This is a genomic window from Cellulosimicrobium cellulans (genome assembly GCF_007679345.1).
Taxonomy (GTDB): Bacteria; Actinomycetota; Actinomycetes; order Actinomycetales; family Cellulomonadaceae; genus Cellulomonas; species Cellulomonas cellulans_A.
In genome coordinates, this window is the sequence record NZ_VEGH01000013.1 from 32,817 (window position 1) to 59,544 (window position 26,728).

26 protein-coding genes and 2 tRNA genes are annotated in these 26,728 nt (G+C 74.5%); 6 read left to right on the forward strand and 22 right to left on the reverse strand.

Going from position 1 to position 26,728, the window contains the following annotated elements:
• The first annotated feature begins 224 nt into the window (after positions 1 to 224).
• From FS882_RS16105 to FS882_RS16110, 3 genes are read left to right on the forward strand one after another with little or no spacing between them, the layout of a single operon-like run.
• A complete protein-coding gene (locus FS882_RS16105) occupies positions 225 to 1,319 on the forward strand; it encodes an ANTAR domain-containing protein (RefSeq protein WP_158374501.1) in 1,095 nt (364 codons plus the stop codon).
• A gap of 23 nt (positions 1,320 to 1,342) precedes the next feature.
• A complete protein-coding gene (locus FS882_RS21105; RefSeq protein WP_187365337.1) occupies positions 1,343 to 1,528 on the forward strand; it encodes a hypothetical protein in 186 nt (61 codons plus the stop codon).
• The gene (locus FS882_RS16110) at positions 1,528 to 2,343 is read left to right on the forward strand and encodes a GAF and ANTAR domain-containing protein (RefSeq protein WP_187365338.1); all 816 of its coding nucleotides are present in this window, start codon (positions 1,528 to 1,530) and stop codon (positions 2,341 to 2,343) included. Before FS882_RS21105 ends, FS882_RS16110 begins: the two co-directional genes overlap by 1 nt.
• Before the next feature lie 277 nt (positions 2,344 to 2,620).
• Here FS882_RS16110 and FS882_RS16115 read toward each other — a convergent pair whose 3' ends face one another.
• The 8 genes from FS882_RS16115 to leuC all read right to left on the reverse strand — a co-directional run bounded on the left by FS882_RS16115 (position 2,621) and on the right by leuC (position 11,656).
• Positions 2,621 to 3,628: a LacI family DNA-binding transcriptional regulator gene (locus FS882_RS16115; protein WP_158374505.1), complete on the reverse strand. Its 1,008-nt coding sequence runs from the start codon at positions 3,626 to 3,628 to the stop codon at positions 2,621 to 2,623.
• The gene (locus FS882_RS16120; protein ID WP_262348360.1) at positions 3,625 to 4,680 is read right to left on the reverse strand and encodes a glycoside hydrolase family 43 protein; all 1,056 of its coding nucleotides are present in this window, start codon (positions 4,678 to 4,680) and stop codon (positions 3,625 to 3,627) included. Before FS882_RS16120 ends, FS882_RS16115 begins: the two co-directional genes overlap by 4 nt.
• Positions 4,681 to 4,685: 5 nt before the next feature.
• Positions 4,686 to 5,522, reverse strand: coding sequence for a carbohydrate ABC transporter permease (locus FS882_RS16125; protein WP_262348361.1), 837 nt, complete (start codon positions 5,520 to 5,522; stop codon positions 4,686 to 4,688).
• Entirely contained in the window at positions 5,519 to 6,496 is a 978-nt protein-coding gene (locus tag FS882_RS16130; RefSeq protein ID WP_239193306.1) for a carbohydrate ABC transporter permease, read from the reverse strand. The genes FS882_RS16125 and FS882_RS16130 overlap by 4 nt, the downstream gene beginning before the upstream one ends.
• The gene (locus FS882_RS16135) at positions 6,493 to 7,836 is read right to left on the reverse strand and encodes an ABC transporter substrate-binding protein (RefSeq protein WP_158374676.1); all 1,344 of its coding nucleotides are present in this window, start codon (positions 7,834 to 7,836) and stop codon (positions 6,493 to 6,495) included. Before FS882_RS16135 ends, FS882_RS16130 begins: the two co-directional genes overlap by 4 nt.
• Before the next feature lie 206 nt (positions 7,837 to 8,042).
• The gene (gene murA / locus FS882_RS16140) at positions 8,043 to 9,359 is read right to left on the reverse strand and encodes a UDP-N-acetylglucosamine 1-carboxyvinyltransferase (protein WP_158374507.1); all 1,317 of its coding nucleotides are present in this window, start codon (positions 9,357 to 9,359) and stop codon (positions 8,043 to 8,045) included.
• A gap of 134 nt (positions 9,360 to 9,493) precedes the next feature.
• Positions 9,494 to 10,159 (reverse strand): 3-isopropylmalate dehydratase small subunit, encoded by a 666-nt coding sequence (gene leuD / locus FS882_RS16145; protein ID WP_158374509.1) that lies wholly within the window; start codon positions 10,157 to 10,159, stop codon positions 9,494 to 9,496.
• 45 nt (positions 10,160 to 10,204) lie between these two features.
• Complete coding sequence (leuC, locus tag FS882_RS16150) at positions 10,205 to 11,656, reverse strand: 3-isopropylmalate dehydratase large subunit (RefSeq protein ID WP_158374511.1); 1,452 nt, start codon at positions 11,654 to 11,656, stop codon at positions 10,205 to 10,207.
• A 96-nt stretch (positions 11,657 to 11,752) separates the two neighbouring features.
• On the opposite strand from leuC, the gene FS882_RS16155 reads away from it, so the two are divergent.
• Positions 11,753 to 12,472 (forward strand): IclR family transcriptional regulator, encoded by a 720-nt coding sequence (locus FS882_RS16155; RefSeq protein ID WP_154728344.1) that lies wholly within the window; start codon positions 11,753 to 11,755, stop codon positions 12,470 to 12,472.
• 287 nt (positions 12,473 to 12,759) lie between these two features.
• Here FS882_RS16155 and FS882_RS16160 read toward each other — a convergent pair.
• The 6 genes from FS882_RS16160 to FS882_RS16185 all read right to left on the reverse strand — a co-directional run bounded on the left by FS882_RS16160 (position 12,760) and on the right by FS882_RS16185 (position 17,121).
• A tRNA-Glu gene (locus FS882_RS16160) sits at positions 12,760 to 12,832 on the reverse strand.
• 102 nt (positions 12,833 to 12,934) lie between these two features.
• Positions 12,935 to 13,006, reverse strand: a tRNA-Gln gene (locus FS882_RS16165).
• A gap of 184 nt (positions 13,007 to 13,190) precedes the next feature.
• The gene (locus FS882_RS16170; protein ID WP_158374513.1) at positions 13,191 to 13,943 is read right to left on the reverse strand and encodes an HAD family hydrolase; all 753 of its coding nucleotides are present in this window, start codon (positions 13,941 to 13,943) and stop codon (positions 13,191 to 13,193) included.
• Entirely contained in the window at positions 13,940 to 15,445 is a 1,506-nt protein-coding gene (gene gltX / locus FS882_RS16175) for a glutamate--tRNA ligase (protein WP_158374515.1), read from the reverse strand. Before gltX ends, FS882_RS16170 begins: the two co-directional genes overlap by 4 nt.
• Positions 15,446 to 15,502: 57 nt before the next feature.
• Entirely contained in the window at positions 15,503 to 16,285 is a 783-nt protein-coding gene (locus FS882_RS16180; RefSeq protein WP_154728347.1) for a fumarylacetoacetate hydrolase family protein, read from the reverse strand.
• Positions 16,286 to 16,299: 14 nt separating this feature from the next.
• Positions 16,300 to 17,121 carry a methyltransferase domain-containing protein gene (locus FS882_RS16185; RefSeq protein ID WP_158374517.1) on the reverse strand — a complete coding sequence of 274 codons (822 nt, stop codon included), beginning with the start codon at positions 17,119 to 17,121 and terminating at the stop codon, positions 16,300 to 16,302.
• A gap of 123 nt (positions 17,122 to 17,244) precedes the next feature.
• On the opposite strand from FS882_RS16185, the gene FS882_RS16190 reads away from it, so the two are divergent.
• Entirely contained in the window at positions 17,245 to 18,300 is a 1,056-nt protein-coding gene (locus tag FS882_RS16190; protein WP_158374519.1) for a heparan-alpha-glucosaminide N-acetyltransferase domain-containing protein, read from the forward strand.
• Positions 18,301 to 18,318: 18 nt separating this feature from the next.
• Here FS882_RS16190 and FS882_RS16195 read toward each other — a convergent pair whose 3' ends face one another.
• From FS882_RS16195 to FS882_RS16215, 5 genes are all read right to left on the reverse strand, one after another.
• Positions 18,319 to 18,981, reverse strand: a complete 663-nt coding sequence (locus FS882_RS16195; RefSeq protein WP_158374521.1) for a pyridoxal 5'-phosphate synthase — start codon at positions 18,979 to 18,981, stop codon at positions 18,319 to 18,321.
• A gap of 79 nt (positions 18,982 to 19,060) precedes the next feature.
• On the reverse strand, positions 19,061 to 19,525 hold the full coding sequence (locus FS882_RS16200; protein WP_158374523.1) for a PTS glucose transporter subunit IIA: 465 nt from the start codon (positions 19,523 to 19,525) through the stop codon (positions 19,061 to 19,063).
• The gene (locus FS882_RS16205; protein WP_147796028.1) at positions 19,525 to 19,755 is read right to left on the reverse strand and encodes a PTS transporter subunit EIIB; all 231 of its coding nucleotides are present in this window, start codon (positions 19,753 to 19,755) and stop codon (positions 19,525 to 19,527) included. Before FS882_RS16205 ends, FS882_RS16200 begins: the two co-directional genes overlap by 1 nt.
• Before the next feature lie 76 nt (positions 19,756 to 19,831).
• Positions 19,832 to 20,077 (reverse strand): glucose PTS transporter subunit EIIB, encoded by a 246-nt coding sequence (locus FS882_RS16210; protein ID WP_154728352.1) that lies wholly within the window; start codon positions 20,075 to 20,077, stop codon positions 19,832 to 19,834.
• Positions 20,074 to 20,919 carry a GntR family transcriptional regulator gene (locus FS882_RS16215; RefSeq protein ID WP_262348362.1) on the reverse strand — a complete coding sequence of 282 codons (846 nt, stop codon included), beginning with the start codon at positions 20,917 to 20,919 and terminating at the stop codon, positions 20,074 to 20,076. The genes FS882_RS16210 and FS882_RS16215 overlap by 4 nt, the downstream gene beginning before the upstream one ends.
• Positions 20,920 to 21,172: 253 nt before the next feature.
• On the opposite strand from FS882_RS16215, the gene FS882_RS16220 reads away from it, so the two are divergent.
• Positions 21,173 to 22,519 carry a PTS transporter subunit EIIC gene (locus FS882_RS16220; RefSeq protein WP_158374527.1) on the forward strand — a complete coding sequence of 449 codons (1,347 nt, stop codon included), beginning with the start codon at positions 21,173 to 21,175 and terminating at the stop codon, positions 22,517 to 22,519.
• An 87-nt stretch (positions 22,520 to 22,606) separates the two neighbouring features.
• Here the strand turns inward: FS882_RS16220 and FS882_RS16225 are convergent, their stop codons facing one another.
• The 3 genes from FS882_RS16225 to FS882_RS16235 all read right to left on the reverse strand — a co-directional run bounded on the left by FS882_RS16225 (position 22,607) and on the right by FS882_RS16235 (position 26,560).
• On the reverse strand, positions 22,607 to 22,876 hold the full coding sequence (locus tag FS882_RS16225; protein ID WP_158374529.1) for an HPr family phosphocarrier protein: 270 nt from the start codon (positions 22,874 to 22,876) through the stop codon (positions 22,607 to 22,609).
• 124 nt (positions 22,877 to 23,000) lie between these two features.
• Positions 23,001 to 23,744 carry a hypothetical protein gene (locus tag FS882_RS16230; RefSeq protein ID WP_158374531.1) on the reverse strand — a complete coding sequence of 248 codons (744 nt, stop codon included), beginning with the start codon at positions 23,742 to 23,744 and terminating at the stop codon, positions 23,001 to 23,003.
• A complete protein-coding gene (locus tag FS882_RS16235; RefSeq protein ID WP_158374533.1) occupies positions 23,741 to 26,560 on the reverse strand; it encodes a VWA domain-containing protein in 2,820 nt (939 codons plus the stop codon). The genes FS882_RS16230 and FS882_RS16235 overlap by 4 nt, the downstream gene beginning before the upstream one ends.
• Between the last annotated feature and the right edge of the window lie 168 nt (positions 26,561 to 26,728).

Consider the following 26,728-nt stretch of genomic DNA (forward strand, 5'->3'; position numbering starts at 1 on the left):
GGGATCCGATGCTACCCGGGCGGGCGGAGGGCGGGCCGTGGGGTCCGGTGCGCCGCTCCGGCGGCGGAGCCGGTGTGCGTCGAGCGCTCGGATTTGGCACTATCGGACCCGGTCCCCCGGGTCACCCGGGCAGACCCACCGCGCATCGTTGGGACGAAGCGAGCCGCGCGAGAAACCGGCCTGACGTGCACTGACGACGTCGGGGCCTCGGCTTCGGAGCACCAATGTCCCTGACCTCTCGTCCCGCGTCCGGCCCGGCACAGCCGAGCCCGACCGCCCCCGGGACGTTCCGCGTGCTCGGCGACGGCGACGCGCTCGCCTGGTCCGAGCCCGTCTACCGCCTGCACGGCTTCGAGCCCGGCGACGTGGTGCCCTCCACGGCGCTGATGCTCGCGCACTGCCACCGGGAGGACCGGCCCGCGCTGGAGGCGGTCCTCCGCTCCGCACCGGTCGCGGGCGGCGACGGCAGCACCGTCCGCTACCGCCTGCTCGACGCGAGCGGCGTGGAGCGTTCCGTGCTGGCGGTCCTCGCCCCCGGGGTCGACCCGCGGCACGCGCACCGCCCCGCGGACGGCGGCACCGACCACCACGACGGGCAGCCGGCCGGCTCTCCCGCGGCCCAGGACGGGCGGTCGCCGGAGCGTCTGGGCCTGCTGGTCGACCTGGGCGCGGAGATCGGCGCGACCGCGGCGCGTCGCGCGGACGACATGCTGGCCGCGGCCATCGCCTCGCGCGAGGTCATCGACCAGGCCAAGGGGGCGGCGATGCTCGCCTACGGCCTGGACGGTGCCGCGGCGTTCGACTTCCTGCGGTGGCACTCGGAGCACCTGAACGTGAAGGTCCGCTCGGTGGCGGAGCGCCTGCTCGCGTCGCTCCCGGGCCGGGAGGCGGACCGCGACCCGCGCGACGTGCTCGACGCCGCGCTCGCCGGCCTCCCCGACGTGGCGGGCGGCGCCGGCGCCGGCGGCCTGGGCGGCGGGGCCGGGCAGCCCGGCGCCGGCGGGCGGACGCTGCCGGCCACGCTGGTCGTCCGGCACGCCGTCGAGGGCCGCGCGGTCGTGGTGCAGCTGGCCGGTGAGGTCGACGCGGGCACGGCACCGACGCTCGTGGCCGGGCTCACCGACGCGCTGCGGGCGGTGCCGCCGCGCGGGACGCTCGTGCTGGACGCCTCCGGGCTGCAGCGGGTGGGGCCGGTCGCGGCGCTGCACGTCGCGCGGCTGCGGCGGCGCGCCGAGCACGCGGGCGTGCAGCTGCGGGTGGTCGCTCCCCTGTCCGGGCGCGCCGAGATGCGGGAGGATGTCACCGGCGCGAGCATGTGAGCCACCCGACCGAGGAGGACCGCATGACCCAGGACCCGTCCGCCCGTCCCGACGGGGTGCTGCCCGGCGGCGACCCCGACGACGTCGCCGAGCAGAGCACGCCCGGCTCCGACGGCGACGGCCCGGAGGCCGGATACACGGGCTCCGGCGACGACGCGGCCGAGGGCGACGAGGAGCCGGAGGGTCGCGCTCCGGCGGGCGACCGCTGATGGCCGCCGACCCGGTGCCCGGGCTGGACCTGCCGCCGGCCGGCGAGCCCGCCGCCGTCCCGCCGGACTGGCGGGCGGGTGCGCTGGGCGACCTGCACGACCTGCTCGTCTCCGCCGTGCCGGTCGAGCACCTGCTCGAGGCGGTCGCCGCGCGCGCCGCCGCCCGCGCGGGCGTGGGGTGCTCGGCGGCGATCACCGTGCGCATCGGCGACACGTCGGCCGTCGCGGCCGCCACCGACGAGCGCTCCGCCGCCTGCGACCGTGCGGAGCAGCAGGCCGGGGCTGGCCCGTGCGTCGACGCGTCGCGGACGCAGGTCCGCATCGTCCTGCCGGACGTGTCGGCCGAGGACGACCGCTGGGCCCGGTGGCGCGCCTGGCACGAGGCGACGGTCGCCGCCGGCTTCCGGTCGGCGGCCGCACTGCCCGCCGCCCGCTCCGACGGCGAGCGCATCGAGCTCGCGATCAACCTGTACGACACGGCGACCGGCGGCTGGTCGGAGGACGTGCTGGCGGACGTGGGGCGGTTCGCCGAGGACGCCGCGCGGGCCGTGGTCGTCGCGTCGGTCCTGCAGGAGCAGAGCCGGGCCAACGAGGACCTCCGGCTGGCCATGGCGTCCCGCACCGTCATCGACCAGGCCCTCGGTGTCGTCATGGCGCAGAACCGCTGCGGGCCGGAGGAGGCGTTCGCGATCCTGCGCCGCGCGTCCCAGTCCCGGAACCAGAAGATGCGCGACCTCGCCGCCTCGATCGTCGCCTCGGTGTCGGGCGTGGCGCCGCACAGCCCGCACGAGTTCCGCGAGCGCCCGCGGGGCTGATCCCCGTCCGGCGCGGGGCTCCGCCCGACGCGCGCACGGCCCGGGGCCGCGCGTGCCGCGGCGTCCTGCACCGCCGGGGGCGGTCGGCACGCCCCTGCGGCGACGACCGCCCCCCGCGGTGCTGCGGGGCTCGGCCGGCGTCGCCTGCGGCGACGGGGGCGTCGGTGCCCTCCGCGTCGGCCGCGCCGGGCCGGCCGGCCCGCGACAGCGCACGCGGGGTCCGCTGCGGACCCACGGCCCACGCTAGGGTCGCGGCGCGCCGCCGCAACCGGAGCGGTCACGGCGCGGGCGGGCCGCCGACCGAGCTGGGCCGGACGGCGACGCGGAACGGCACCTCGACCTGCACCGGGTCGACGGCCGGGTCCTCCACCCGCCGCACCAGCAGCCGCACCGCCTCGCGGGCGAGCACGCCGAGGTCGGGGGCGACGGTCGTCAGCCCCGCGTACCGGGACTCCTCGATGTCGTCGAACCCCGCGACCGCGACGTCGCCCGGGACGCCGAGGCCCGCGGTGCGCAGCGCGTGCCACGCGCCGAGGGCCAGCAGGTCGTTGAAGCAGAGCACCGCGTCGAACCGCACGCCGGCGGCGAGCAGCTCCCGGACCGCCCGCACGCCGTCGGCCCGCCGGTAGGCGCCGACCCGGGGGACGAGGGCCTCGTCGGGCTCGAGCCCCGCTGCCGCGAGCGCCTCGCGGTGCCCGCGCCACCGCTCGCCGCCGGTGCTGCCCTCCGCCTGGCGCCCGAGCACGGCGATCCGCCGCCGCCCGGTGGCGAGCAGGTGCTCGGTGAGCTCCCGGGCGGCGCGCACGCTGTCCATCGCGACGTGGTCGGTCCCCACGTCGTACCGGTGCTCGCCGAGCATGACCAGCGGCGTCCGGCCGATCCGCCGGACCACCGTCTCGTGCGGCGTGACCAGCGGCGACAGGATGACGCCGTCCACCAGGCGGGAGGTCAGGTCGACCAGCGCGACCCGCTCCCCCTCGACGTCGCCCCGGGTCTCCTCGATGACCAGCACCCGGCCGTGCTCCTTCGCGGCCCGGCCCGCCGCGGAGGCGAGCGCGGCGAAGTACGGCGAGGTGAGCTCGGGGACGGCCAGTGCGAGGATGCCCGACCGGCCGTGGCGCAGGCTGCGCGCGGTGGCGTTCGGCCGGTAGCCGAGCTGCTCGATCGCCGCGAGCACCCGCGACCGGGTCGCCGCGGTGACGTTCGGGTGCTCGTTGACGACGTTGGACACCGTCTTGAACGACACCCCCGCCACCGCGGCGACGTCCCGGAGCGTCACCGTCACGGCTGCCGGTCCACCGTCGCCGCGGGCCCCGCCAGCGCCGGCACGCCGTCGGCGTCCCAGTCCAGCGGGGTGAGCCACACCTGGCGGCCCGGGTACGCGGCGCCGACCGCGTCCGGGGGCCAGGCGTGGTGCACGTACCAGGTCGCCCCGTCGTCGGCCGTGACCACGCAGCCGTGGCCCGGTCCGGCGGCCTCGGGCGAGGACCGCATCAGCGGCTCGTCCAGCGGCTTGGCCCAGGGGCCGGTGAGCGCGTCCGCGACCGCCCAGCCGACGCCGTAGTCGGCCGAGCCGTAGTCGTTCGCCGAGTACAGCAGGTGGTACCGGCCGTCGCGCAGGACGACCGTCGGCCCCTCCACCAGGTGACCCTCCCACGGCTGGTCGTGCGTGATGAGGTCGACCGGTCCGTCGCCGACCAGCGCGAGCCCGTCCGGGGCGAGCTGCTGCACCCGGATCCACGACCGCACGCCCACGTGGTTCCCGTCGTTCTTCCACAGCAGGTACGGCGTGCCGTCGGCGTCCACGAACGGCGACGCGTCGATCGAGCCGCCCTCGTCGTGCTCGCAGACGAACGGGACCTCGGCCTCGTCGACGAACGGGCCCGCCGGGTGGTCCGCGACGGCGACGCCGAGGCACTGCTGCTGCGTCGCCCGCTCCATCGCCGTGTAGTACGCCACGTACCGGCCCTGCAGCTCGACCACCTCGGGCGCCCAGTGCCGGCCGGCGCCGGTCCAGGGCGCGAGCACCGGCATCCCGTCGCCGACCACCTCCCAGTGCACGAGGTCGTCGGAGCGCAGCACCGGCAGCGTGCCGAGCCGGCCCTGGGTGCCGTAGGCGTACCAGGCGCCCTCGGCGCGCAGCACGAACGGGTCGGGCAGGTTGCCGTCGTGCACGGGGTTGGTGAAGGCCACGTCGCGCTCCTCGGGGTCCTGGGTCGTCGCGGGGTCGGTGCCGGGGCCGGGCGGACCCTCGCCGGGGCCGCAGCCGGCGAGGACCGCCACGACGGCCAGCACCGCCACCACCCCGGCCACACCCCGCACGGGTCCGCGTCGCACGCCGCTCACCCCTTCAGCCCGCTGCGGGCGACGCCCTCGATGATGAACCGCTGCGTCAGCACGAACAGCACGATGACCGGCACCGACGCCACCACCGCCCCGGCCATGATCGACGGGAAGTCGGTCACGTAGGCGCCCTGCAGCAGCTTCAGCCCGGCGGGCAGGGTGAGCCGCTCGGGGCTGAACAGCACGTACACCGGCCAGATGTAGTCGTTCCAGTTGCCAAGGAACGCGAGCACGGCGAGCGTCGCGAGCGCGGGCCGGGTGTTCGGCAGCACGACCCGGGTGAACACCCGCCACTGGTTCGCCCCGTCGAGCGCGGCCGCCTCCTCCAGCTCCACGGGCAGCCCGACGAAGAACTGCCGGAGGAAGAACACCCCGAACGCCCCCGCGGCGCCGGGGACCACCAGGGCCCAGATCGAGTCGATCCAGCCGAGCTGGTCGATCGTCAGGTAGTTCGGCATGAGGAACACGAACGCCGGCAGGAACAGCGTCGAGACGATCACGCCGAAGATGACCCCGCGCCCGCGGAACTGCATCCGCGCCAGGGCGAACGCCGCCGTGGAGGCGACCACGAGCACGAGGAGGGTGTGCAGGGTGCCGGCCAGCAGGGAGTTGAGGAACCAGCGCAGCACCGGGTACGGCCCGTCGAGGCTGAGCAGCCGGTCGTACGCGGACAGGTCGATCTCCTGCGGCCACAGCGTGGGCGGGGAGGCGGTCGCCTCCCCGTACGACTTCACCGAGGTCAGGCCCATCCACAGCAGCGGCCCGACGAAGGTCACCACCAGGACGAGCACCAGCGCCCAGGTCGCGGCGGCGCCGAGGCCGCGGCGGGCCCTCACGACGCCCTCCGCACCCGGCGGGGCCGGCGGCGGCCGTCCCGCTCCCGCAGGGCCACGAAGCTGACGATCGACACGACGCCCAGCCCGATCGACAGCAGGTAGCCCATCGCGGCGGCGGAGCCCATCTTGTACTGCCCGAGACCGGTGTCCAGGATCACCATGAGCGCCGTCCGGGTTGACGTCCCGGGGCCGCCGCTGGTCATGAGGTCCGCCTGCCCGAACATGTTGGCCGACGCGAGCACGGTCATGGTGAGCACGAAGGCCAGCACCGGCCGCAGGCCGGGCAGGGTCACGTGCCGGAACCGCTGCCGGGCGGACGCGCCGTCCACCTCGGCGGCGTCGTACAGCTCGGCGGGCACGTCCTGCAGCCCCGCCAGGTAGATGATCATGTTGAACCCGAGGGTCCACCAGATCGTCACCCCGACCAGCGACACCCAGGCCCACGGCTGCGCCGTCAGCCACGGGACCGGGTCGCCGGCGCCGAGCGCGTGCAGCACCCGGTCGAGCCGGGTGAGCTGCAGCAGGTGGTTGAGCACGCCGAGGTTCGGGTCGAGCACGAACCGGAACAGCACGCCCACCACCGCCACGCCGAGCACGTACGGCAGGAACACCACCGCCCGCAGCAGGGTCCGCCCCGGGAACCGCCGGTTCAGGGCCATGGCGAGCAGCAGCGGCACGGTCAGCAGGAGCGGCACCGACGCGACCACGAACGTCCCGGTCGCCGCCATGCCGTCCCAGAACCGCTGGAACACCACGCTGGTCGAGTCGAACAGGGCGGCGTAGTTGTCCAGGCCCACGAACGGCCGGCTCGGCATGAGGTAGTCCCAGTCGTGCAGCGACATCCACACGCCGCGGACCGCGGGGAACGCCACGAAGGTGCCGAAGATCAGCAGGAACGGCGCGAGGAACGCGTACGGCGTCCACCACGCGCCGCGCCGGAGCGGCCGGCGCGGCGCGGCGACCGCGGCGCTCACGCGGCGCCGTAGCGGTCGCGGTTCTCGGCCAGCACCTGGTCGGCGCGAGCCGCGGCGTCGGCGAGGGCCTCGCGGGGCTCCTTCACCAGCAGCACCGCCTCGTTCAGCGCGGTGTACAGCTCGCCGATCGCGTCGCCGATGCCGGGGATCGACGGCGGGAACCGCAGGTCGTCGGCCTGCTCGGCGATCGCCGCCTGCGGGGCGAGCGCGGTGAACTCCGCCGACTCGCGCGCGGACCGGCGCGCGGGGACCTGCCCGCCGACGGCCCACGCGGCGGACTGCTGCGAGACCCAGTTGACGAAGGTCCGCGCGGCCTCGAGCTGGTCGTCGGTCGTGCCGCGCTGCTTGGTCAGCACGAAGTTGTGCGACCCGGCCCACGCCGCGTCGACCGAGCCGATCCGCGGCAGCCGGCGCACGCCCCACTCCAGGCCGCTGATCTCGTCCAGCGTGTTCACCGACCAGATGCCGTTCCAGTTGAACGCCGCCTGGCCGTTCTGCAGGGCGATGATGTCCGCGTCCTGGCCCACGTCGCGCGCGCTCCAGCCCCGGTGCACCGCGTCGACCATCCAGGACAGCGCCTCGACGCCCTCGTCCTGCGCCCAGGCGGCGGTGGCGCCGTCCGCGTCGAGCAGGTCGCCCCCGAACTGCCAGATCAGCGACTGCAGGGTCTGCCCGCCGGTGAACGTGTGCGGGCTCATCCAGTGCCCGGCGACCCCGCTGTCCAGCAGCGCGTCGAGCGCCGCCTCGTAGGACGCGCGGTCCATCGGCGGGTCGGCCGGGTCGAGCCCGGCGTCGGCCATGACCGCGGTGTTGAAGAAGAAGCCCAGCGGGTGCACGTCCAGCGGGATGCCGTACCGCGACCCGGCGTAGATCCCCGCGTCCCACACGGGTCGGATGAAGTCGTCGGCGGTGAGGTCCAGGTCGTCGGCCAGGTCGTCCAGCGGCAGCAGCAGGCCCCGGGCGGCCGACGTCGGCAGCGAGTCGAGGTGCTGGATCGCGATGTGCGGGCCCTGGCCCGAGGTGAGGGCGGCGGGCAGCTTGGCGTGGAAGTCGGCCCACTCCATCGTGGTCATCTTCACGGCGACGCCCTCGTGCTCGGCGTTGAACCGGTCGACCAGGTCCTGCATGACGGGGCCGTCGCCCCCGGTGAAGCCGTTCCAGAACGACAGCTCGACCGCGCCGGACCCCCCGGAGCCACCGCTCGCGCCGGACGTGGACGGGCTCGCGCCGGAGCAGGCGGCGACGGCCGTGCCGAGGCCGAGGGCGCCGAGTCCGGCGAGGAACCCGCGGCGGGTCGGGCCGGGGCGTCCCGGCAGCGGGCGTGCGGGGGTACGGGGCATCTGGCTCACGGGTGGCTCCTTCGCCATCGGTGCCAGGTGGGCGGCGGCTGAGATCGCCACCCGGCCGTTTACAACGGATAACCGCGGGACCTGTCTAGCGAAGCCGTTCCTCCGTTGTAAACCCCCACTTCGCGGGCCTGGGGACGACGACGCCCGCCCGGCCGCAGGGGCCGGGCGGGCGTCGTGGGCCGCGTGCGCGGCGGTCCTCAGTCGCGGTCGAACTTCGCGCCGAGCGCCTCCAGCTTCGCGGTGAAGTTCTCGTAGCCCCGGTCGATCAGGCTGATCCCCCGCACGGCGGACGTGCCCTGCGCGGTCAGCGCCGCGATCAGGTGGCTGAACCCGCCGCGCAGGTCCGGGACCTCGATGTCCGCCGCGGTCAGCGGGGTCGGGCCGGAGATCACCGCCGAGTGCGAGAAGTTCCGCTGGCCGAACCGGCACGGCCGCCCGCCGAGGCACTCCTGGTAGACCTGGATCGTCGCGCCCATGCCGCGCAGCGCGTCGGTGAAGCCGAACCGGTTCTCGTACACCGTCTCGTGCACGATCGACAGGCCCTTGGCCTGGGTCAGCGCGACCACGAGCGGCTGCTGCCAGTCGGTCATGAACCCGGGGTGCACGTCGGTCTCCAGCACGATCGACTTCAGGTCGCCGCCCGGGTGGTAGAACCGGATGCCCTCGTCGTCGATGGCGAACTCGCCGCCCACCTTGCGGAAGGTGTTGAGGAACGCGGTCATCTCCGGCTGGGTGGCCCCGCGGACGTACACGTCGCCGCCGGTGGCCAGCGCGGCGGACGCCCAGGAGGCCGCCTCGATGCGGTCGGACAGGGCGGTGTGCCGGAAGCCCACCAGCCGGTCGACGCCCTCGATCCGGATGACCCGGTCGGTGTCGACGGAGATGATCGCGCCCATCTTCTGCAGGACGTTGATCAGGTCCATGATCTCGGGCTCGATCGCCGCGTTGGTGAGCTCGGTCACGCCCTCGGCCCGCACGGCGGTGAGCAGCAGCTGCTCGGTCGCCCCGACGCTCGGGTACGGCAGGGTGATCTTGGTCCCGCGCAGCCGGCGGGGCGCGCGGATGTGGATCCCGTTCTCGCGCTTGTCCACCACGGCGCCGAACTGCCGCAGGATGTCCAGGTGGTAGTTGATCGGCCGGTCGCCGATCCGGCAGCCGCCCAGGTCGGGGATGAACGCCTCGCCGAGCCGGTGCAGCAGCGGGCCGCAGAACAGGATCGGGATGCGGCTGGAGCCCGCGTGCGCGTCGATGTCGGCCACGTGCGCGGACTCGACGTCGGTCGGGTCGAGGCGCAGGACGCCCCCCTCGGCGTCGGCGGACACCCGCACGCCGTGCAGCTCCAGCAGGCCGGTGACGACGCCGACGTCGCGGATCTGCGGCACGTTGCGCAGCTCGCTGGGGGTCTCGCCCAGCAGGGACGCCACCATCGCCTTCGAGACGAAGTTCTTGGCACCCCGGACGGTGATCTCGCCCGTCAGGGGCGTCCCGCCGTGGACGTAGAGCAGATCGGTCATCCCCCCATGGTGGCGCACGCGCCGGGCGGGTCACGCACGCGCGCCGTGCGGCCCGCACAGCGCGTGCCAAACCTCCACATACGGGACGCCCGGGCCGCGCAGGATGCTGCGCGGCCCGGGCGGAGGTCGACCGGTCAGAGGCCGGGGCGGCGCCCCAGGCTGAGCTCGACCGGGCGGGCGGCCTTGATCTCGACCGGCGGCAGGTGCTTCGCCGGCAGGGTCTTCGGGCGCCACGCGTCGCGGGTGGCCTCGAACGCGGTGATCTCGTCCTCGTGCTGCAGGGTGAGGCCGATGTCGTCCAGGCCCTCCATCAGGCGCCAGCGGGTGTAGTCGTCGATCTGGAACGGCACCACGACGTCGTCGCAGGTGACGGTCTTCGTCCCGAGGTCGACGGTCACCTCGGTGCCGGGTGCGGTCTCGAGGACCTTCCAGATGAGCTCGACGTCCTCCTGCGCCAGCTGGGCCGCGACGAGGCCCTGCTTGCCGGAGTTGCCGCGGAAGATGTCGGCGAACCGCGAGGCCAGGACGACCTTGAAGCCGTAGTCCTTGAGCGCCCAGACGGCGTGCTCGCGCGACGAGCCGGTGCCGAAGTCCGGGCCGGCCACGAGGACCGAGCCGGTGCGGTAGGCGTCCTGGTTCAGGACGAACGACGGGTCGTTCCGCCACGCCGCGAACAGCGCGTCCTCGAAGCCCGTGCGGGTCACGCGCTTGAGGTAGACGGCCGGGATGATCTGGTCGGTGTCGACGTTGCTGCGGCGCAGCGGGACGCCGACGCCGGTGTGCTGGGTGAACTTCTCCATGAGGGCTCTCGTTCCTGGTGTCGAGGGGGTCGGGGCGGCGGCGGCTCAGGCCGGCTGGAGGTCCAGCGGCGAGCCGTCCGGGACGGCGACGTCCGGGCCCAGGTCGGAGACGGAGGACAGGGTGCCGCGGATGGCCGTGGCGGCGGCGACCAGCGGGGACACCAGGTGCGTGCGGCCGCCCTTGCCCTGCCGGCCCTCGAAGTTGCGGTTCGACGTCGACGCCGAGCGCTCCCCCGGCGCGAGCTGGTCCGGGTTCATGCCCAGGCACATCGAGCAGCCGGCGTTGCGCCACTCCGCCCCGAAGTCGAGGAAGATCTTGTCCAGGCCCTCGGCCTCGGCCTGCAGCCGCACGCGGGCGGACGACGGGACGACGAGGACGCGCAGCGTGTCGGCCTTCTTCTGGCCCTGCATCAGCTTGGCGGCGGCCCGCAGGTCCTCGATCCGGCCGTTGGTGCAGGAGCCGATGAACACCGTGTCGACGGCGATCTCGCGCAGCGGCTGGCCGGGCGTCAGGCCCATGTACTCGATCGCGCGCTCGGCGGCGACCCGCTCGTTGGCGTCGGCGATCTCCTCGGGCACCGGCACGGTGCCCGACAGCGGCAGGCCCTGGCCGGGGTTGGTGCCCCAGGTGACGAACGGCTCGAGGTCCGCGGCCTCCAGGACCACCTCGGCGTCGAACGTCGCGTCGTCGTCGCTGCGCAGCGTCTCCCAGTACGCGACCGCGGCGTCCCAGTCGGCGCCCTCGGGAGCGTGCGGGCGGCCCTTCAGGTAGTCGAAGGTCGTCTGGTCGGGGGCGATCATGCCGGCGCGCGCGCCCGCCTCGATCGACATGTTGCAGATGGTCATGCGGCCCTCCATCGACAGGGACCGGATGGCCTCGCCGCGGTACTCCAGGACGTAGCCCTGGCCGCCGCCGGTGCCGATCCGCGCGATGACGGCCAGGATGATGTCCTTCGCCGTGGCGCCGATGGGCAGGGCGCCGTTGACCGTGATCGCCATGGTCTTGAACGGGGCCAGCGGCAGGGTCTGCGTGGCCAGCACGTGCTCGACCTCGGACGTGCCGATGCCGAACGCCAGCGCCCCGAACGCGCCGTGCGTGGAGGTGTGCGAGTCCCCGCAGACGACCGTGAGGCCCGGCATCGTCAGACCCAGCTGCGGGCCGACCTGGTGCACGATGCCCTGGTCCGCGTCGCCGAGGGAGTGCAGCCGGACGCCGAACTCCTTCGCGTTGTTCCGCAGGGTGTCGATCTGCGTGCGTGACGTCGCGTCGGCGATCGGCAGGTCGATGTCGAGCGTCGGGGTGTTGTGGTCCTCCGTCGCGAGCGTGAGGTCGGGACGGCGGACCTTCCGGCCGGCGAGCCGCAGACCCTCGAACGCCTGCGGGCTGGTGACCTCGTGGACGAGGTGCAGGTCGATGTAGAGCAGGTCGGGCGCGCCGTCGGCGCCGCGCCGCACGATGTGGTTCTCCCACACCTTCTCCGCCAGTGTGCCGGCCATGTTCGGGCGTCCTCTCGTCCTTCGGTCGGTGGGGGCCGACCAGGTCCTTCTCGGTGCCGACTTGCGTCTCAGTGTGCGAGACGGCAATATCGACCTATGGACAACTCTAGCGGAGTCGGCGTGCTGGACAAGGCCGCCTCGGTCCTCAACGCCCTCGAGGCCGGACCCGCCACCCTCGCGCAGCTGGTCAACGCCACCCATCTTGCCCGCCCGACGGCCCACCGGCTGGCCGTCGCGCTCGAGCACCACCGCCTGGTGGGGCGCGACATGCAGGGCCGGTTCGTCCTGGGCCCGCGCCTGACGGAGCTGGCGAGCGCCGCGGGCGAGGACCGGCTGCTCGCCGCCGCCGGCCCCGTCCTCGCGGCGCTGCGCGACCACACCGGCGAGAGCGCCCAGCTCTACCGTCGCCAGGGCGACCAGCGCATCTGCGTCGCCGCCGCCGAGCGGCCGATCGGCCTGCGCGACTCGATCCCCGTGGGCGCGACGCTCACGATGGCGGCCGGGTCCGCGGCGCAGATCCTGCTCGCCTGGGAGGAGCCGGACCGGCTGCACCGCGGTCTGCAGGGCGCCAAGTTCACCGCGACGATCCTGTCCGGCGTCCGCCGCCGCGGCTGGGCGCAGTCCGTGTCCGAGCGCGAGGTCGGCGTCGCGTCGGTCTCGGCGCCGGTGCGCGGGCAGTCGGGGCGCGTCGTCGCGGCGGTCTCGATCTCGGGCCCGGTCGAGCGGTTGTCGCGCCAGCCGGGCCGGCTGCACGCCGCCGCGGTCGTCTCGGCGGCGAACCGCCTGACGGAGGTCCTGCGCCGCACGGCGGAGTAGCGCGGCGCGCGCCGGCGAGGCACCCGCACGTCCACGAGGCCGCCGCTCCCCCGGGGGGCGGCGGCCTCGCGCGCGCGCCCGCCCGGCCGCGCCCGGGCCCGCCGTGCCCGAGCCCGCCGCGCCGCGCGCCCGCCGTGCCCGGGTCGCCGCGCCCGAGGTCGAGGGTTTGCCCCGCCGAACCCCCGGGAAGCCCTCGACCTCGCGCAGATCGCTCGACCTCGCGGGCCGAGCCTCCCCCCGGACAGCAGAGAGGCCGGCCGCCTGCTGGCGACCGGCCTTTCCTGATGTACCCCCAAGGGGATTCGAACCCCTGTTACCGCCGTGAGAGGGCGGCGTCCTAGGCCACTAGACGATGGGGGCCTAGTCGATCGCACCGCCGGGGCGGCTTGACCGGGTCTTACTCTACTGCATCCTGCTCGGCCTCTTCAAATCGGCCTTTCCGGGCCGTTCTGCGAAACCTTGCTGGGGTACCAGGACTCGAACCTAGACTAAGTGAACCAGAATCACTCGTGCTGCCAATTACACCATACCCCAATGGCACTTCCGGCCATTCCTCCGGCCTCGCAGCCAGCGCCGACCGGCGCACGGGGCGCCTGAGGGAGCGGGTTGGAGGACCGGCGTTCTGGACGCCGTGCCGACCGAGAACATTACCGGAGGAACGGGCCTGCTCCAAACCGGCCGCTCGCGACCCGCGTCACACCGGTCGCGAGCAGCGCGGTCAGAGCCCCAGCACCCCCGGCAGCTCGTCCAGCGACGCGATCACCACGTCCCCCGGCAGCGCCTCCGTGGCGTTCGCGTGCTTCGCCCCGAGGTGCGGCCGCGCGAGCCACACGCCGCGCAGCCCGGCCGCCACCGCGGCGCGCGCGTCGACGTCCAGCTCGTCCCCCACGTACGCCGTCCGCGCGGGCTCGGTGCCCAGCCGGCGGCACGCCTCGGCGAACACCCGCGGGTCGGGCTTGCCGAACCCGAGGGTGTCGACGCCGACCAGCAGCGGCACGTCGTCGGCCAGCCCGGCGCGGGTCAGCTTGCGCACCTGGTACTCGGTCGCGGCGTTGGTCAGCGCGCCGACCTTGATCCCCGCGTCGAGCAGCCGGCGCACCACGCCCGCGGCGTCGGCGTGCGCGGCCCACGAGCCGGTGAACCGGTCCTCGAACAGCGCGTTCCACCGGTCGTACGCGTCGTCGTCGAGCACCGGCCCGCCGAACGCCGCGTGCAGGTCGTTGGCCCGGCCCATCCGCTGCTCGCGGTACGACACCTCGCCCCGGGTGTACCGGCGGTACCGGCCGTGCGCGTCGGCCCGCCAGTGGTCGAGCACCTCGGTGTCGCGCGCCGGGTCGAGCCCCGGCAGCCACTCCCGGGACACGGCGGCCAGGGCCGCGGCGAACGCCCCGTGGGTGTCGACCAGCGTGTCGTCGACGTCGAACAGCACGCCGTCGACGGCGCGCTCCCCCGCCGGCCCCGCCGCCGTCACAGCGACGCGCGCAGCGCGGCGATCCGGGCCAGGGTCGACTCCCGGCCCAGGATCTCCAGCGACTCGAACAGCGGCGGCGACACCCGGCGGCCGGACACGGCCACGCGCAGCGGCGTGAACGCGAACCGCGGCTTGATGCCGAGCCCGTCGACCAGCGCGGCCTGCAGGGCCTCCTGGACGGCGTCGGTGGTGAACCCGTCCGAGGGCAGGGCCGACAGCGCCTCGGTGGCCGCGTCGAGCACCTGGGCGGCGGTGTCCTTGAGCGCGCCGCGGGCGTCCTCCTCGACCACGAGCGCGTCGTCGGCCGTGAACAGGAAGCCGAGCATCCCGACGGCCTCGCCGAGCAGGGTGACGCGGGTCTGGATCAGCGGCGCCCCGGCGTCCAGCAGCGCGCGGTGCTCCGGCGACAGGTCGGCGTACGAGTCGGCGGGCACCAGGCCGGCGCGGTGCAGGTACGGCACCAGGCGGTCCCGGAAGTCGTCGGCCGCGAGCAGCCGGACGTGCTCGGCGTTGATCGCCTCGGCCTTCTTGAGGTCGAACCGCGCCGGGTTCGGGTTCACGTCGGCGACGTCGAACGCCTCGACGAGCTCGGCCACCGAGAAGATGTCCCGGTCCGGGCCGATCGACCAGCCGAGCAGCGACAGGTAGTTCAGCAGGCCCTCGGGGGTGAAGCCGCGCTCCCGGTGCAGGAACAGGTTCGACTCGGGGTCACGCTTGGAGAGCTTCTTGTTGCCCTCGCCCATGACGTACGGCAGGTGGCCGAACTGCGGCATGACGGTCGCGACGCCGAGCTCGAGCAGCGCGCGGTACAGCACGACCTGGCGCGGGGTGGAGGACAGCAGGTCCTCGCCACGCAGCACGTGCGTGATGCCCATGAGCGCGTCGTCGATCGGGTTGACCAGCGTGTACAGCGGGTGGCCGTTGCCGCGCACGATCACGTAGTCCGGGACGGAGCCGGCCTTGAACGTGACGTCGCCGCGCACCAGGTCGGTGAACGTGACGTCCTCGTCGGGCATGCGCAGCCGCAGCACGGGCTCGCGGCCCTCGGCGCGGTAGGCGGCCTTCTGCTCGTCGGTGAGGTCGCGGTCGTAGCCGTCGTAGCCGAGCTTCGGGTCGCGACCGGCGGCGCGGTGCCGGGCCTCGACCTCCTCCGGCGTCGTGAACGACTCGTAGGCGTAGCCGCCCTCGACCAGCCGGCGGGCGACGTCGGCGTACAGGTCCATGCGCTGCGACTGCCGGTACGGCTCGTGCGGGCCGCCGACCTCGACGCCCTCGTCCCAGTCCAGGCCGAGCCAGCGCAGCGCGTCGAGCAGCTGCTGGTACGACTCCTCGGAGTCGCGCGCCGGGTCGGTGTCCTCGATCCGGAACACGAACGTGCCGCCGACGTGCCGCGCGTACGCCCAGTTGAACAGGGCGGTGCGGATCAGGCCGACGTGCGGCGTACCGGTCGGGGACGGGCAGAAGCGGACGCGCACCGGCGTCGCGGGGGCAGCAGCACTCACGCGCTCCACCCTAGCGAGCGCGGCGGGCCTCCCCCGCCGCGCTCGGGCCCCGCGACGTCAGGAGCGGCGCAGCACCGGGTTGCGCAGCGTGCCGATCTCCTCGACCTCGACCTCGACGACGTCCCGCTCCGCCAGCAGGCCGACGCCCGCCGGGGTGCCGGTGAGGATGATGTCGCCGGGCAGCAGCGTGAACACCTCGGAGATGTACGAGATCAGGTACGCGACGTCGAACACCATCTGCGACGTCCGGCCGTCCTGCTTGGCCTCGCCGTTGACCCGGGACCGCACGGCCAGGTCCTCGACGTCGAGCCCCGGCACGACCCAGGGGCCGATCGGGCAGGACGAGTCGAAGCCCTTGGCGCGGGTCCACTGGGCGTCGGCCCGCTGGATGTCGCGCGCGGTGACGTCGTTGGCGACGGTGTAGCCGAACACCTTGCTCAGGGCGTGCTCGGGCGCGACGTCCTTGGTGACCTTGCCGATCACGACGGCGAGCTCGGCCTCGTAGGAGACCTCCTCGGTCCAGTCGGGCAGCACGATCGGGTCGTCCGGGCCGACCACGGCGGTGTTGGGCTTGAGGAACAGCAGCGGCGACGCCGGCACCTCGTTGCCCATCTCGGCGGCGTGGTCGACGTAGTTGCGGCCGACGCCGATGATCTTGGACCGCGGGATCACCGGGGCGAGCAGCCGGACGCCGTCGCCGAGCGGGATCCGCTCGCCGGTGGGCTGCACCGGGGTGTAGATCGGGTCGCCGCTGATGACGACGAGCTGCTCCTGACCCGGCTCCCCCTCGACGAGGGCGTAGCGGGGGTCGTCTCCGGTGGTGAACCTGGCGATGCGCACGGCCCCACCCTAGGTCAGACGCGCGCCAGCACCTCGCCGTGCAGCACGGCGAACCAGCCGTCCGGGTGGGTGCCCCACTCGCGCCAGCCGGCGGCGAGCTGCTCGAGGCCGACCTCGTCGGCCAGCCCGTGCTCGACGGCCTGGCGGGCGAAGTCGGACGCGACGCACCGCTCGGCCCACAGGTCGGCCCACCAGGTGCGGTCCTCGTCCGAGGCATAGCTCCACACGCCCGCCGTGGGGACGAGGCCGTCCGGGTCGAACCCGGCCGCGAGCGCCCACGAGTGCAGCCGGCGGCCGGCGTCGGCCTCGGCACCGTTGGCCTGGGTGACCTCGTGGTAGAGCGCGGACCACTCGTCGAGCACCGGCGACGCGGGGAACCAGGTCATCCCGGCGTAGTCCGCGTCCCGCACCGCGACGACGCCGCCGGGCCGGGCGACCCGGCGCAGCTCGCGCAGGGCGGCGACCGGGTCGGTCAGGTGCTGCAGCACCTGGTGGGCGTGCACGACGTCGAAGGAGTCGTCCGGGAACGGCAGGGCGTAGGCGTCGCCGACCTGGAAGGTGACGTTCGCGGCGCCGGCGCGCTCCGCCTCCTCGCGGGCGAGGTCGAGGACCCGCTCCGAGCGGTCGAGCCCCACGACGGCCCCGGGGGCGACCCGGGACGCGAGGTCGACGGTCACGGTCCCCGGGCCGCAGCCCACGTCGAGCAGGGACTGGCCGGGCTGCAGGGCCGGCAGCAGGTAGGCCGCCGAGTTCTCCGCGGTGCGCCACCGGTGGGAGCGCAGCACGCTGTCGTGGTGGCCGTGGGTGTAGACGTCGGCCTGGTGCGTGTCGGTCACCCGCCGACGGTAGCCCGGTCACCGGACCGCGTTCCAGTGGGCGGTACGTTGCATCCCGGTGGGCGAGACGATGCGGCGCAGGTCACGCTCCGGCGGCGCCCGGCGCCCCGCTAGCGTGGCGCCATGCAGCGGATCATCGGGGTGGACGTCGCCCGCGGCCTGGCGGTGCTCGGCATGCTCACCGCGCACGTCGGCCCCGGCGGGCCCGACGACCCGTGGCCGTGGTCGCTCGCGCAGGTCGTCGACGGCCGGTCCGCCGCGCTGTTCGTCCTGCTGTCCGGGATCTCGGTCGCGCTGATCTCCGGGGGGTCGTCCCCCGTGGTGGGCGTCCGCCGGGTCCAGGCCCGCGCGAAGATCCTCGTCCGGGCGTTCGCGGTGCTCGGCATCGGCGTGGCGGTGATCCTGCTGGGCACGCCGATCGCGGTGATCCTGCCCACCTACGCGGTGCTGTTCGCGTGCGCGACGCCGCTGCTGGGCGCGTCCCCGCGGCGACTGCTCGGCGGCGCGGTCGCCCTGGCGGCGTTCGGCCCCGTGCTCCACGTCGGGCTCCAGGAGGCGCTCCTGCACCTGCCCGGCCGGGAGTTCACGGACCTGCTGGTCGGCGACTACTACCCGGCGGTCGTGTGGTTCGCGTACGTCCTGGTGGGGCTCGCCGTCGGGCGGATGGACCTGCGGGACCGCGGCGTGCGGCTCCGGCTGCTGGGCGCCGGGGCGGCGCTGGCCGTGGTGGCGCACGCAGCGTCCGCGGTGCTCACCCGGACGCTGTCCGGCGACCCGGCGCTGGTGGCGCTCGTCACCACCGAGCCGCACTCGTCGTCCACCCTGGAGGTCGTCGCGAACACCGGCGTCGGCCTCGCGGTGCTGGCCCTGTGCCTGATCGTGGCCGACGCGGTCCCCGCCCTGGTGTCCCCGGTCGCCGCGACGGGCGCGCTCGCGCTCACCGCCTACACCGGGCAGCTCGTCGTCATCGCCCTGCTCGGGGAGTCGGTGGTGTGGGAGCCCGACGCCGGCACGTGGGTCGCGTTCCTGGTCATGACGGTCCTGGCGTGCTGGCTGTGGCGCGCCGCGCTGGGCCGCGGGCCGCTGGAGCGGCTGCTGCACACCCTGGCGGCGCGCGCGGCGGACGTGTCCCCGGACGTCCTCCCGCCCCGGGACGCGGTGCCGGCCGCGCGCGACTGACGCCCGCGCGCCGGGGCCTCATGGCCAGTCGAGGTGCCGGTCCCACCGGTCCTCGGCGCGGGTGTACCGGACGCGCACGTGCGCGCGGTCCGAGTCGCCCTGCCACAGCTCGACCTCGTCGGGCTCGACCGCCCACAGCTGCCAGGTCGGCAGCACCAGCCCGGGCTCGCGGTCGACCCGGGCGCGGGCCTGCTGCACGGCGGCGTGCAGCTCCTCGGCGGACAGCAGCCGCTCCCCCGGCCGGGACGCGATCGCCGCGGCGCGGGCGCTGGGCGAGCGGCGCAGGAAGTCCGCCGCGCAGGTCGCGGCGTCCAGCGCACGGGCGCGCCCGACGACCCGCACCTGCCTGCCCAGCGGCTGCCAGTAGAACGTCAGCGCCGCCCGCGGCTCGGCCGCGAGGTCCTGCGCCTTGCCCGCGCGCGCGTCGCTCGCGAACACCCACGCCCCGTCCGCGACGTCGGCGAGCAGCACCACGCGCGCGTGCGGCGCCCCGTCGGGGGCGACGGTCGACAGGCACAGCGCGTGCGGCTCGGGCACCCCGGCCGCGACGGCGGCCGCGAACCACTCGTGGAACGCCTCGACCGGGTCGGCCGGCAGCGCGTAGGCGTCGACCTCGGGCAGGTCGCCGGTGAGCGCGGGCAGCGACCGGAGCAGGTCGCGGGTGCTCGGTCGGGGCAGCATGCCGTTCAGTATCGGGCCGGCGCTCGCGCCGCGCCCGGGACACCGGCCGGGACCTCGGGAGGCCCCGGCCGGCGGGACCTCAGCCCAGCGCGAGCAGCGGGTCTCCCGCCGTCACCCGGGTGCCGGGCTCGGCGAGCCGGGTGAGCGAGTCCGGCTGCGCCTCGAGCCCGACGACGGGGCAGATCGCCGACCGCCCGCCGGCCTCGACGGCCGCCGGGTCCCACTCGACGAGGAGCTGGCCCTGCTCGACCGCGTCCCCCTCGGCGACGTGCAGCGTGAAGCCCTCGCCGCCGAGCTGGACGGTGTTGATGCCGAGGTGCACCAGCACGCCGCGGCCGCCCTCGGCGAGCAGCACGAACGCGTGCGGGTGCAGCTTGGCGACGGTCCCGGCGACCGGGGCGACGACCGAGCGGCCGGCGCCGGACTCCGCGTCCGGCTGCACGGCCAGGCCCGGGCCGACGATCTCCTGGGCGAACACCGGGTCGTCCACGTCCGCGAGCGCGTGCACGACCCCGGCGACCGGGGCGAGGACGGTCAGCGCCATCAGCGCAGGTCCTCGATGTCCGAGGCCAGCGTGTCCGCCTCGGGGCCGACGATGACCTGCACCACGGTGCCGGACTGCATCACCGCGATCGCGCCCGCGGCCTTGAGGACGGACTCGGTGACCTTCGACGGGTCCTCGACCTCGACGCGCAGCCGCGTGATGCACGGCTCCAGGTCGACGATGTTCGCGTCCCCGCCCAGTCCGGCCAGGATCTGCTCTGCCTTGCTCATGGTTCTCTCCTTCGTGGCTCCCGCCGGTGCGGTCGGCGGGTCGTCGTGGCGCGCGGCGGCCGGTCGGCCGCGGCAGTCACATGAGGTCCTCCAGGTCGGACGCGAGCGTGTCGACGCTCGGGCCGATCACGACCTGCACCACCCGCCCGGACACCATCACCCCGAACGCGCCGGCGGCGCGCAAGGCTGCGGCGTCCACGCGGGACGGCTCCTTCACGAGCGAGCGCAGCCGCGTGGTGCACGGCTCGATCTCGTCGATGTTCCCCACCCCGCCCAGGCCGGCGAGGATCGCCGCGGCCTGGCCGGCGCCCTGCGTGCTCATCCGGTCCTCCCGTCCTCCAGGGCCCCCACGGGCTCCCGCTCGTCGGCCCGCCCGCGGGCCGACTCGTCCGGCTCCTCGTCGCGCTCGCGCACCCGCGGCACCAGGGCCGGCGCCGGCGCGCTGAGCGGCACCCACACGCTGTACCGGTCGCCGCGGTAGCAGGCGTTCGAGTACATCGCGGGCGTGTCCGCGCTGAACGTCCGCCGGGTCGCGCGCAGCACCGCGCGCGTCCCGCGCAGGTCGAGCAGCGCGGCCTCCTCGTCGGTCGCCTCCGCGGCGGTCAGCGTCTCCTCGCCCCAGGACGGGTCCAGGCCGACGGCGCGCAGCGCGTCGTGCATGCTCGGCGGCGGGCCGTCGGCCAGCAGCCCGGGGACCAGGTCGACCGCCACCCAGTGCTGCTCGATGCTCATCGGCGACCCGTCCGCGTACCGGACGCGGCGCAGGTGGTGCAGCGCGGCCCCGGGCCGCGTGCCCAGGGCGTCGGCGGCCTCGGCGGACGCGGCGACCGTGCCCATGCCGAGCACCCGCGTCTCCGGGCGCATCCCGCGGCGGCGCATCTCCTCGCCGAACGTGGTCAGCCGCATCTCGAAGTCCATCCGCCGCGGCGCGACGAACGTGCCCCGGCCCTGCTCGCGCACCAGCACGCCCTCGCCCACCAGGGCGTCGACGGCCTGGCGCACGGTCATCCGGGACACCCCGAAGCGCTCGCACAGCGCCCGCTCGGACGGGATGGCGTCGCCGACGTGCAGCTCGGACTCGACCAGCCCGACGAGGTACGACCGGACCGCCTGGTACTTGTGGGCGCCGCGGACGGGGACGACCGGCGACTGCTTCGCGTGCACGCGCTCACCCTCCCACCTCGGTCGTCGTCGTCCGCACCACGGGGTGCCACCCGGCGCGGCACCGCGGGCGGGCATGTGGTCCTTGACACATACTCCGGTCTAGACCACTCTGACCGCAACTGGTCCAGACAACTTGCCGACTCGACGGCGACCACGCAAGTTCCGCACCCCGTGCACCCCAGACCCACACCTCCCCCCGACCGCGGTCGGCCCCTCTCGGGACCACCGCGACCCGAACTCACGAGGAGTGACCATGACCGCCACCACGGTCGATACCCCCAAGCGGGGCATCCCCGGACTCGCGCAGCTCCAGCGCGTGGGCCGATCCCTCATGCTCCCCATCGCCTCGCTGCCTGCCGCCGCGCTGCTGCTGCGGCTCGGCCAGGCGGACATGCTCGGCGCCGACGGCCTGGGGGCCCGCGCCGACTGGCTGCTGCCCGTCGCCGACGTCCTGGCCGCGGCCGGCAACGCCCTGCTCGGCAACCTGCCCCTGCTGTTCGCGCTCGGCGTCGCCATCGGCTACGCCCGCAAGGCCGACGGCTCCACCGGCCTCGCCGCGCTGGTCGGCTACCTGGTGTTCAAGGGCGTGACGGACGCGCTGTCGCCGTACATCCTCGGCGAGGCCGCCGAGGGGGAGACGCAGGAGCTCATCAACTACGGCGTGCTCGGCGGCATCGTCATCGGCCTGACCGCCGCGCTGCTCTTCCAGCGGTTCTACCGGATCAAGCTGCCCCCGTACCTGGCGTTCTTCGGCGGCCGCCGGTTCGTCCCGATCGTCACCGCGGGCGCCGCGGTCCTGATCGCCGTCGTCGCGTCCCTCATCTACCCGGCGTTCGACGCGGGCTTCACCGCGGTCGGCGAGTGGGTCACCGGCTCGACGATCATCGGCGGCTTCGTCTTCGGCACGCTGAACCGCCTGCTGCTGCCGTTCGGCCTGCACCACCTGCTGAACTCGCTGCCGTGGTTCCAGTTCGGCTCCTACGAGGCCGACGGCCAGGTCTGGAACGGCGACATCGCCCGGTTCCTGCACGGCGACCCGACCGCCGGCACGTTCATGACCGGCTTCTTCCCGATCATGATGTTCGCGCTGCCCGCCGCCGCGCTGGCGATCGTGCACACCGCGAAGAAGAAGAACCGCAAGGTCATCGCCGGCATCATGGGCTCGGCCGCGCTGGTCGCGTTCGTCACCGGCGTCACCGAGCCGCTCGAGTTCGCGTTCGTGTACGTGGCCTACCCCCTGTACGCGATCCACGCCGTGCTCACCGGCACCTCGCTCGCACTCGTCAACGCCCTCGACATCCGCAGCGGGTTCGGGTTCTCCGCGGGCGCGATCGACTACCTGCTGAACTTCCGGATCGCCGAGCAGCCGCTGCTGCTCATCGTGATCGGCCTGGTCTACGCGGTCATCTACTACTTCCTGTTCCGGTTCATGATCCTGAAGTTCAACTTCAAGACCCCGGGCCGGGAGGACGACCCCGTGGCCGAGGGCGCGGGCGACGAGGTCACCGCGGCCGCCGACACCGCCCCGGCCGAGGCGCCCGCGACGGTCTCCGTCCCGGCCGCGAGGGTCGAGTCCCGCGCGGACGACCCGGGCAAGTAGCCCTCAGCACCACGAGTGGAAGGTCTGGCCCGACGCGCCGTGCGCGTGTCGGGCCAGACCTTCCACTCGTCCGCTGGGGGACCGGGGTCAGGCGATCTCGACCTGGCTCAGGAACGCCTCCAGCGCGTCCAGGCTGGCCTCGGCGTCCGGGCCGTCGGCCTCGGTCGCGAGCACGAGGGTCTCGCCCGCGGCGGCGCCCAGGGTCATGATGCCCAGGATGCTCGCGGCCTGGACCGGGGCGGCGTCGCCCTTGCGGACCGTGACCGGCACCGGCTGCTTGCCGGCCTCCGCGACGAACAGGGCGGCGGGGCGGGCGTGCAGCCCCTCCGCGATGGCGACGACGACGGACCGTTCCATGCCTGACCTCCGGTGCGAGCGGGAGCGTGCCCGGCGGTGGGCACGGCCCCGACTCTAACTGGTCTGGACCAGCCGCGGCAGGGTGGGACGCCACTCGGCCCGGATGTCGACGGCACCGGCCGACTCAACTCAGGATCGGGTGGGAGGTGAGCTCGGCCTGCCACTGCTCCCGCGCCTGGTCGAAGGTGAACCTCTCGTTCAGGTGCTTCTTCCCGAAGAACCGCCTCTTCGCGAAGAACGAGGTGCCCACCAGCCAGAACCGGCCGTCCGGGGCGTACTGCTCGTCGTCCCACACCCAGTCGAACCCGAGCTCGCGCACGAACCCCGCCATGACGTCCGCGGTCATCACCTCCGGGCGCACCCGACGCCGGTACTTGTACTCCGGCTCGAACGGCCACCGCTCACCCAAGTGCTGCACCTCCAGCAGCCGCGATCCCTCCCGCGCCAGCATCACCCGCACGTTGCGGCCCTCGTAGACACCGTTCCAGTAGTCGCTTCGCTCCAGTGCCACGTCGTACTCCCCGGCGCCCCGCGGTAGGAACGCCCGGAACATCCACCGCTCCCCACCAGCCTCCGCCAGCCCCCAGTCGAACGTGGCCCGCCCGTTGGCGAACCCCGCCGTCCACCCGTCGCGGGTCGTGCGCATCACCACCCGCCGGTCCGCCATCGGCCGCACGTGCTCCATCGCCGCGATCGCCTCCCGCAACCCGCCGCGACCCTCCTGCACCCAGTTCCTCGCCTTCGGATACGCCTTCCGCATCCGCGCCAGCACCGCCGCCGCCACCTCCTGCGGATCCTCCTGGATCAGCTGGATCGAGTCCGTCAGCGGCGCGAACTCACCACCCAGCAACGACCGGTCCCCGGTCACGACACCACCTCCAGCAGCACCTGCGACGGGGACAGCGACGGGTCGTTCAGCAGGATGCGCACCCGGTGCCCGGCGCCGCGCCCGCTCGCGGGGCTGTCCAGCTCGGCGAAGAACCACGTCTTCGCCTCGGTGAGGCACTGCAGGTCCGGACGGTTCTTCCCGGCGTACCGCAGGTTGCCGGACCTACCGGTGACCTGCCACTGGTTGATCCGGATCTCACCCTTGCAGTACTTGGTGATGAGCTCCCCGAGTCGGCGGTGCTGGTTGGCGCTCGTCCCGATCCTGAGTCTCCCCGCAGCCAACCTGTTGAGCGCGACCTCGACCGATTGTCCGCCGTTCGACGGACGCCCCGGCGTCATCCCCGTCACCCGCGTGTCCACCTCCCACCGCGCGTGCGGCATCTTGCGCAGCACGGTCAGGCACGGCCCGGCGAGCCAGTCGGGCGCCCGCGCCACGAACGACACCGCCGACCGCGCGAACTTCGCGCTGCGCTCGGCGAACCGGGTCACCTTGGCCACCGACTTCGCGACGTCGCCCAGAGCGGGCACCACGCCGATCACCGAGAGGATCGCGCCGCCCCAGTCCCCTCGCGCGATCTGGGCCGCGGCGTCCCGGATGTCGCCGACCGCCAGGAACCCCGCGGCGAGCAGACCGGTGAGGTACTCGACCGAGGCCTGCTGGTCCTCGTTCAGCATGCCGACGTGCTCGGCGCCCCAGTCCCACTCCCCGAACAGGAAGCCGCCGAGCAGCGCAGCGTGGCTCTCGAACTCGCCCAGGGTGTAGGCGAGCGGGTCGGAGTCGCGGGCGAGCTCCACGTCGTCGTGGAAGATGTCGCCGTCCGGGTTCAGCGACGACGGGTCCGAGCCGACCTCGGTCTCGGTCAGGTCGGACAGGTCGTCCGCGTCGGAGTCCGCGCGGAGCGGGTTGGTCCCGCCCTCCAGCTCGGTGTAGTCGTCGAGGCCGTCGCCGTCGGAGTCGATCTTCGTGGGGTTGGACAGCCCCTGGTAGCCCTGCCGGGCGCTCAGCAGCCGACCGGCCTCCTCGCCGTCGGTGAGGCCGTCGCCGTCGGTGTCCGCGTTGTACGGGTCGGTGTAGTAGACGTTGTTGCGCTGGGTCTTCCAGCCGTTGATCTCCGCCTCGTCGGAGATGCCGTCGCCGTCCGAGTCCGGCTTCGACAGGTCGATGCCGATGTGCTCGTACGCGCCGCCGAGGCCGGCGTCGTCGACCCAGTAGAACCGGCCGCCGGTGGCGTCGGCGATGGCCTGCAGCAGCGCCTCGTCGACGCTCCGCCCCAGGCCGACGGTGTAGATGGTGGTGCCGGACTCGACCGCGCGTGTCGTCAGGGCCGGGTCGTACGTCCCGACGCCGTCGGTCAGCAGCACGATCACCCGGTCGCGGTCCGGCTCGCCGCCCCGGTCGAGCTCGTTCAGGGACACCCGCACGGCGGCGGCGAGGTTGGTGCCTCCGCTCGCGCGGGTGGTGTCGATCGCGGTCGCGGCGGCCGCGCGGTCGTGGGTGAGCGCCTGCCGCAGCCGGGCGGCGTCGTCGAAGTCCACGACCGCGACCCGGTCGGGGTCGAGCAGCGCCGTGACGAACGCCTTCGCCGCGGTGACCCGGGCCCGCCCGGGGTCGCTGGACGACATCGAGCCGGAGGAGTCGAGCGCGAGGACCGCGTCGACGGCCATGACCTCGTCGGTGCCGACGCGGGGCAGGACGACCTCGGAGTGCCAGATCGGCTCGAACTCGTCGAGGTCGACGATGATGAAGGGGGAGAACGCCTCGGTCGTGACGACGGCGCGCCCGGCCGCCGGGTCGACCTCCTGGTCGGCCGGCAGGTCCCAGAGCCCCGCCTCCTCGTCCAGGTGGGCGACCGCGAGGCGGGCGTCGGGGGCGACCGACGCCGGGTCGAACACCAGCGCGAGGACGCCCCGGACCAACGGCTCGTCCGCGACGATCTCGACGGGAGTGCCGACGAGGCCGGGCACCGCCTCGTACTCGGCCGCGTCGATCGCACCGAGCCGCGCGGACAGCACCGCCCCTGCCGGCCCCTCGACCACGGCCTCCGCACCGCTGACGGGGTCGGTCAGGGCGAGCGCGAAGACCGTGCCGGGGTCCTGCGGCACCAGCGGGTCGCTGCCGAGCCGCACCTCGTCGCCGTCGCGGATGCCGTCGCCGTCGGTGTCGGGGACCAGCGGGTCGGTGCCGAGGGCGCGCTCCTGGCCGTCGGTCGCCCCGTCGCCGTCGGTGTCGGGGTTGAACGGCTGCGTGCCGTCGATCAGCTCCTGGCGGTTGCTGACCCCGTCGCCGTCCGCGTCGTCGTCCGGGTCCGGCACGCCGTTGCCGTCGGTGTCCCGCCGCGTGGGGTCGGTGAGGGTCGCGACCTCCTCGGCGTCGGTGAGCCCGTCACCGTCCGTGTCGACACGGTGCGGGTCGCTGCCGAACCGGATCTCGACGACGTCGGGCAGCCCGTCGCCGTCGCTGTCGGTGAGGTCGTCGGGATCGAGGGGCAGCGGGTCGCCACCCGGACCCGGCTGATCCCCGGCACTGCCGCCGCCCTGGTCGGTCCCGCCCGGCTCGGGGCCGTCCACCGCCGCGGCGGTGGTGCAGTCGTCGGGCACCGCGGACCACGCCGGTTCGGGCAGCGCCACCACCACCAGCGCCGCCACCAGCAGCGGGGCCACGACGACCGCGGCGGCCCCGCGCCGGTCCCGGTGACGCCGACCCAGGAACATCCCGATCCCGATCGTGGCGGCGACCAGCGCCACCAGCGCCGCCGCGCCACCCACTCCGGTCCAGGCCAGACCGCACCTGTCCATCGGCTTCTCCCGCCGCACGGCGGTGGCAGAGTCATGGGACCCGGCGCCGGTGCAGGGTCGCCACCGCTGCGCCGGAAGCTAGCGAGGGGCGCGCTGCCCCCGAATGGCGGGCGTCGCGTCACGAATCGAACCGTGCAGCGGTCACGGACCGAATGGGGGGCCGCTAGG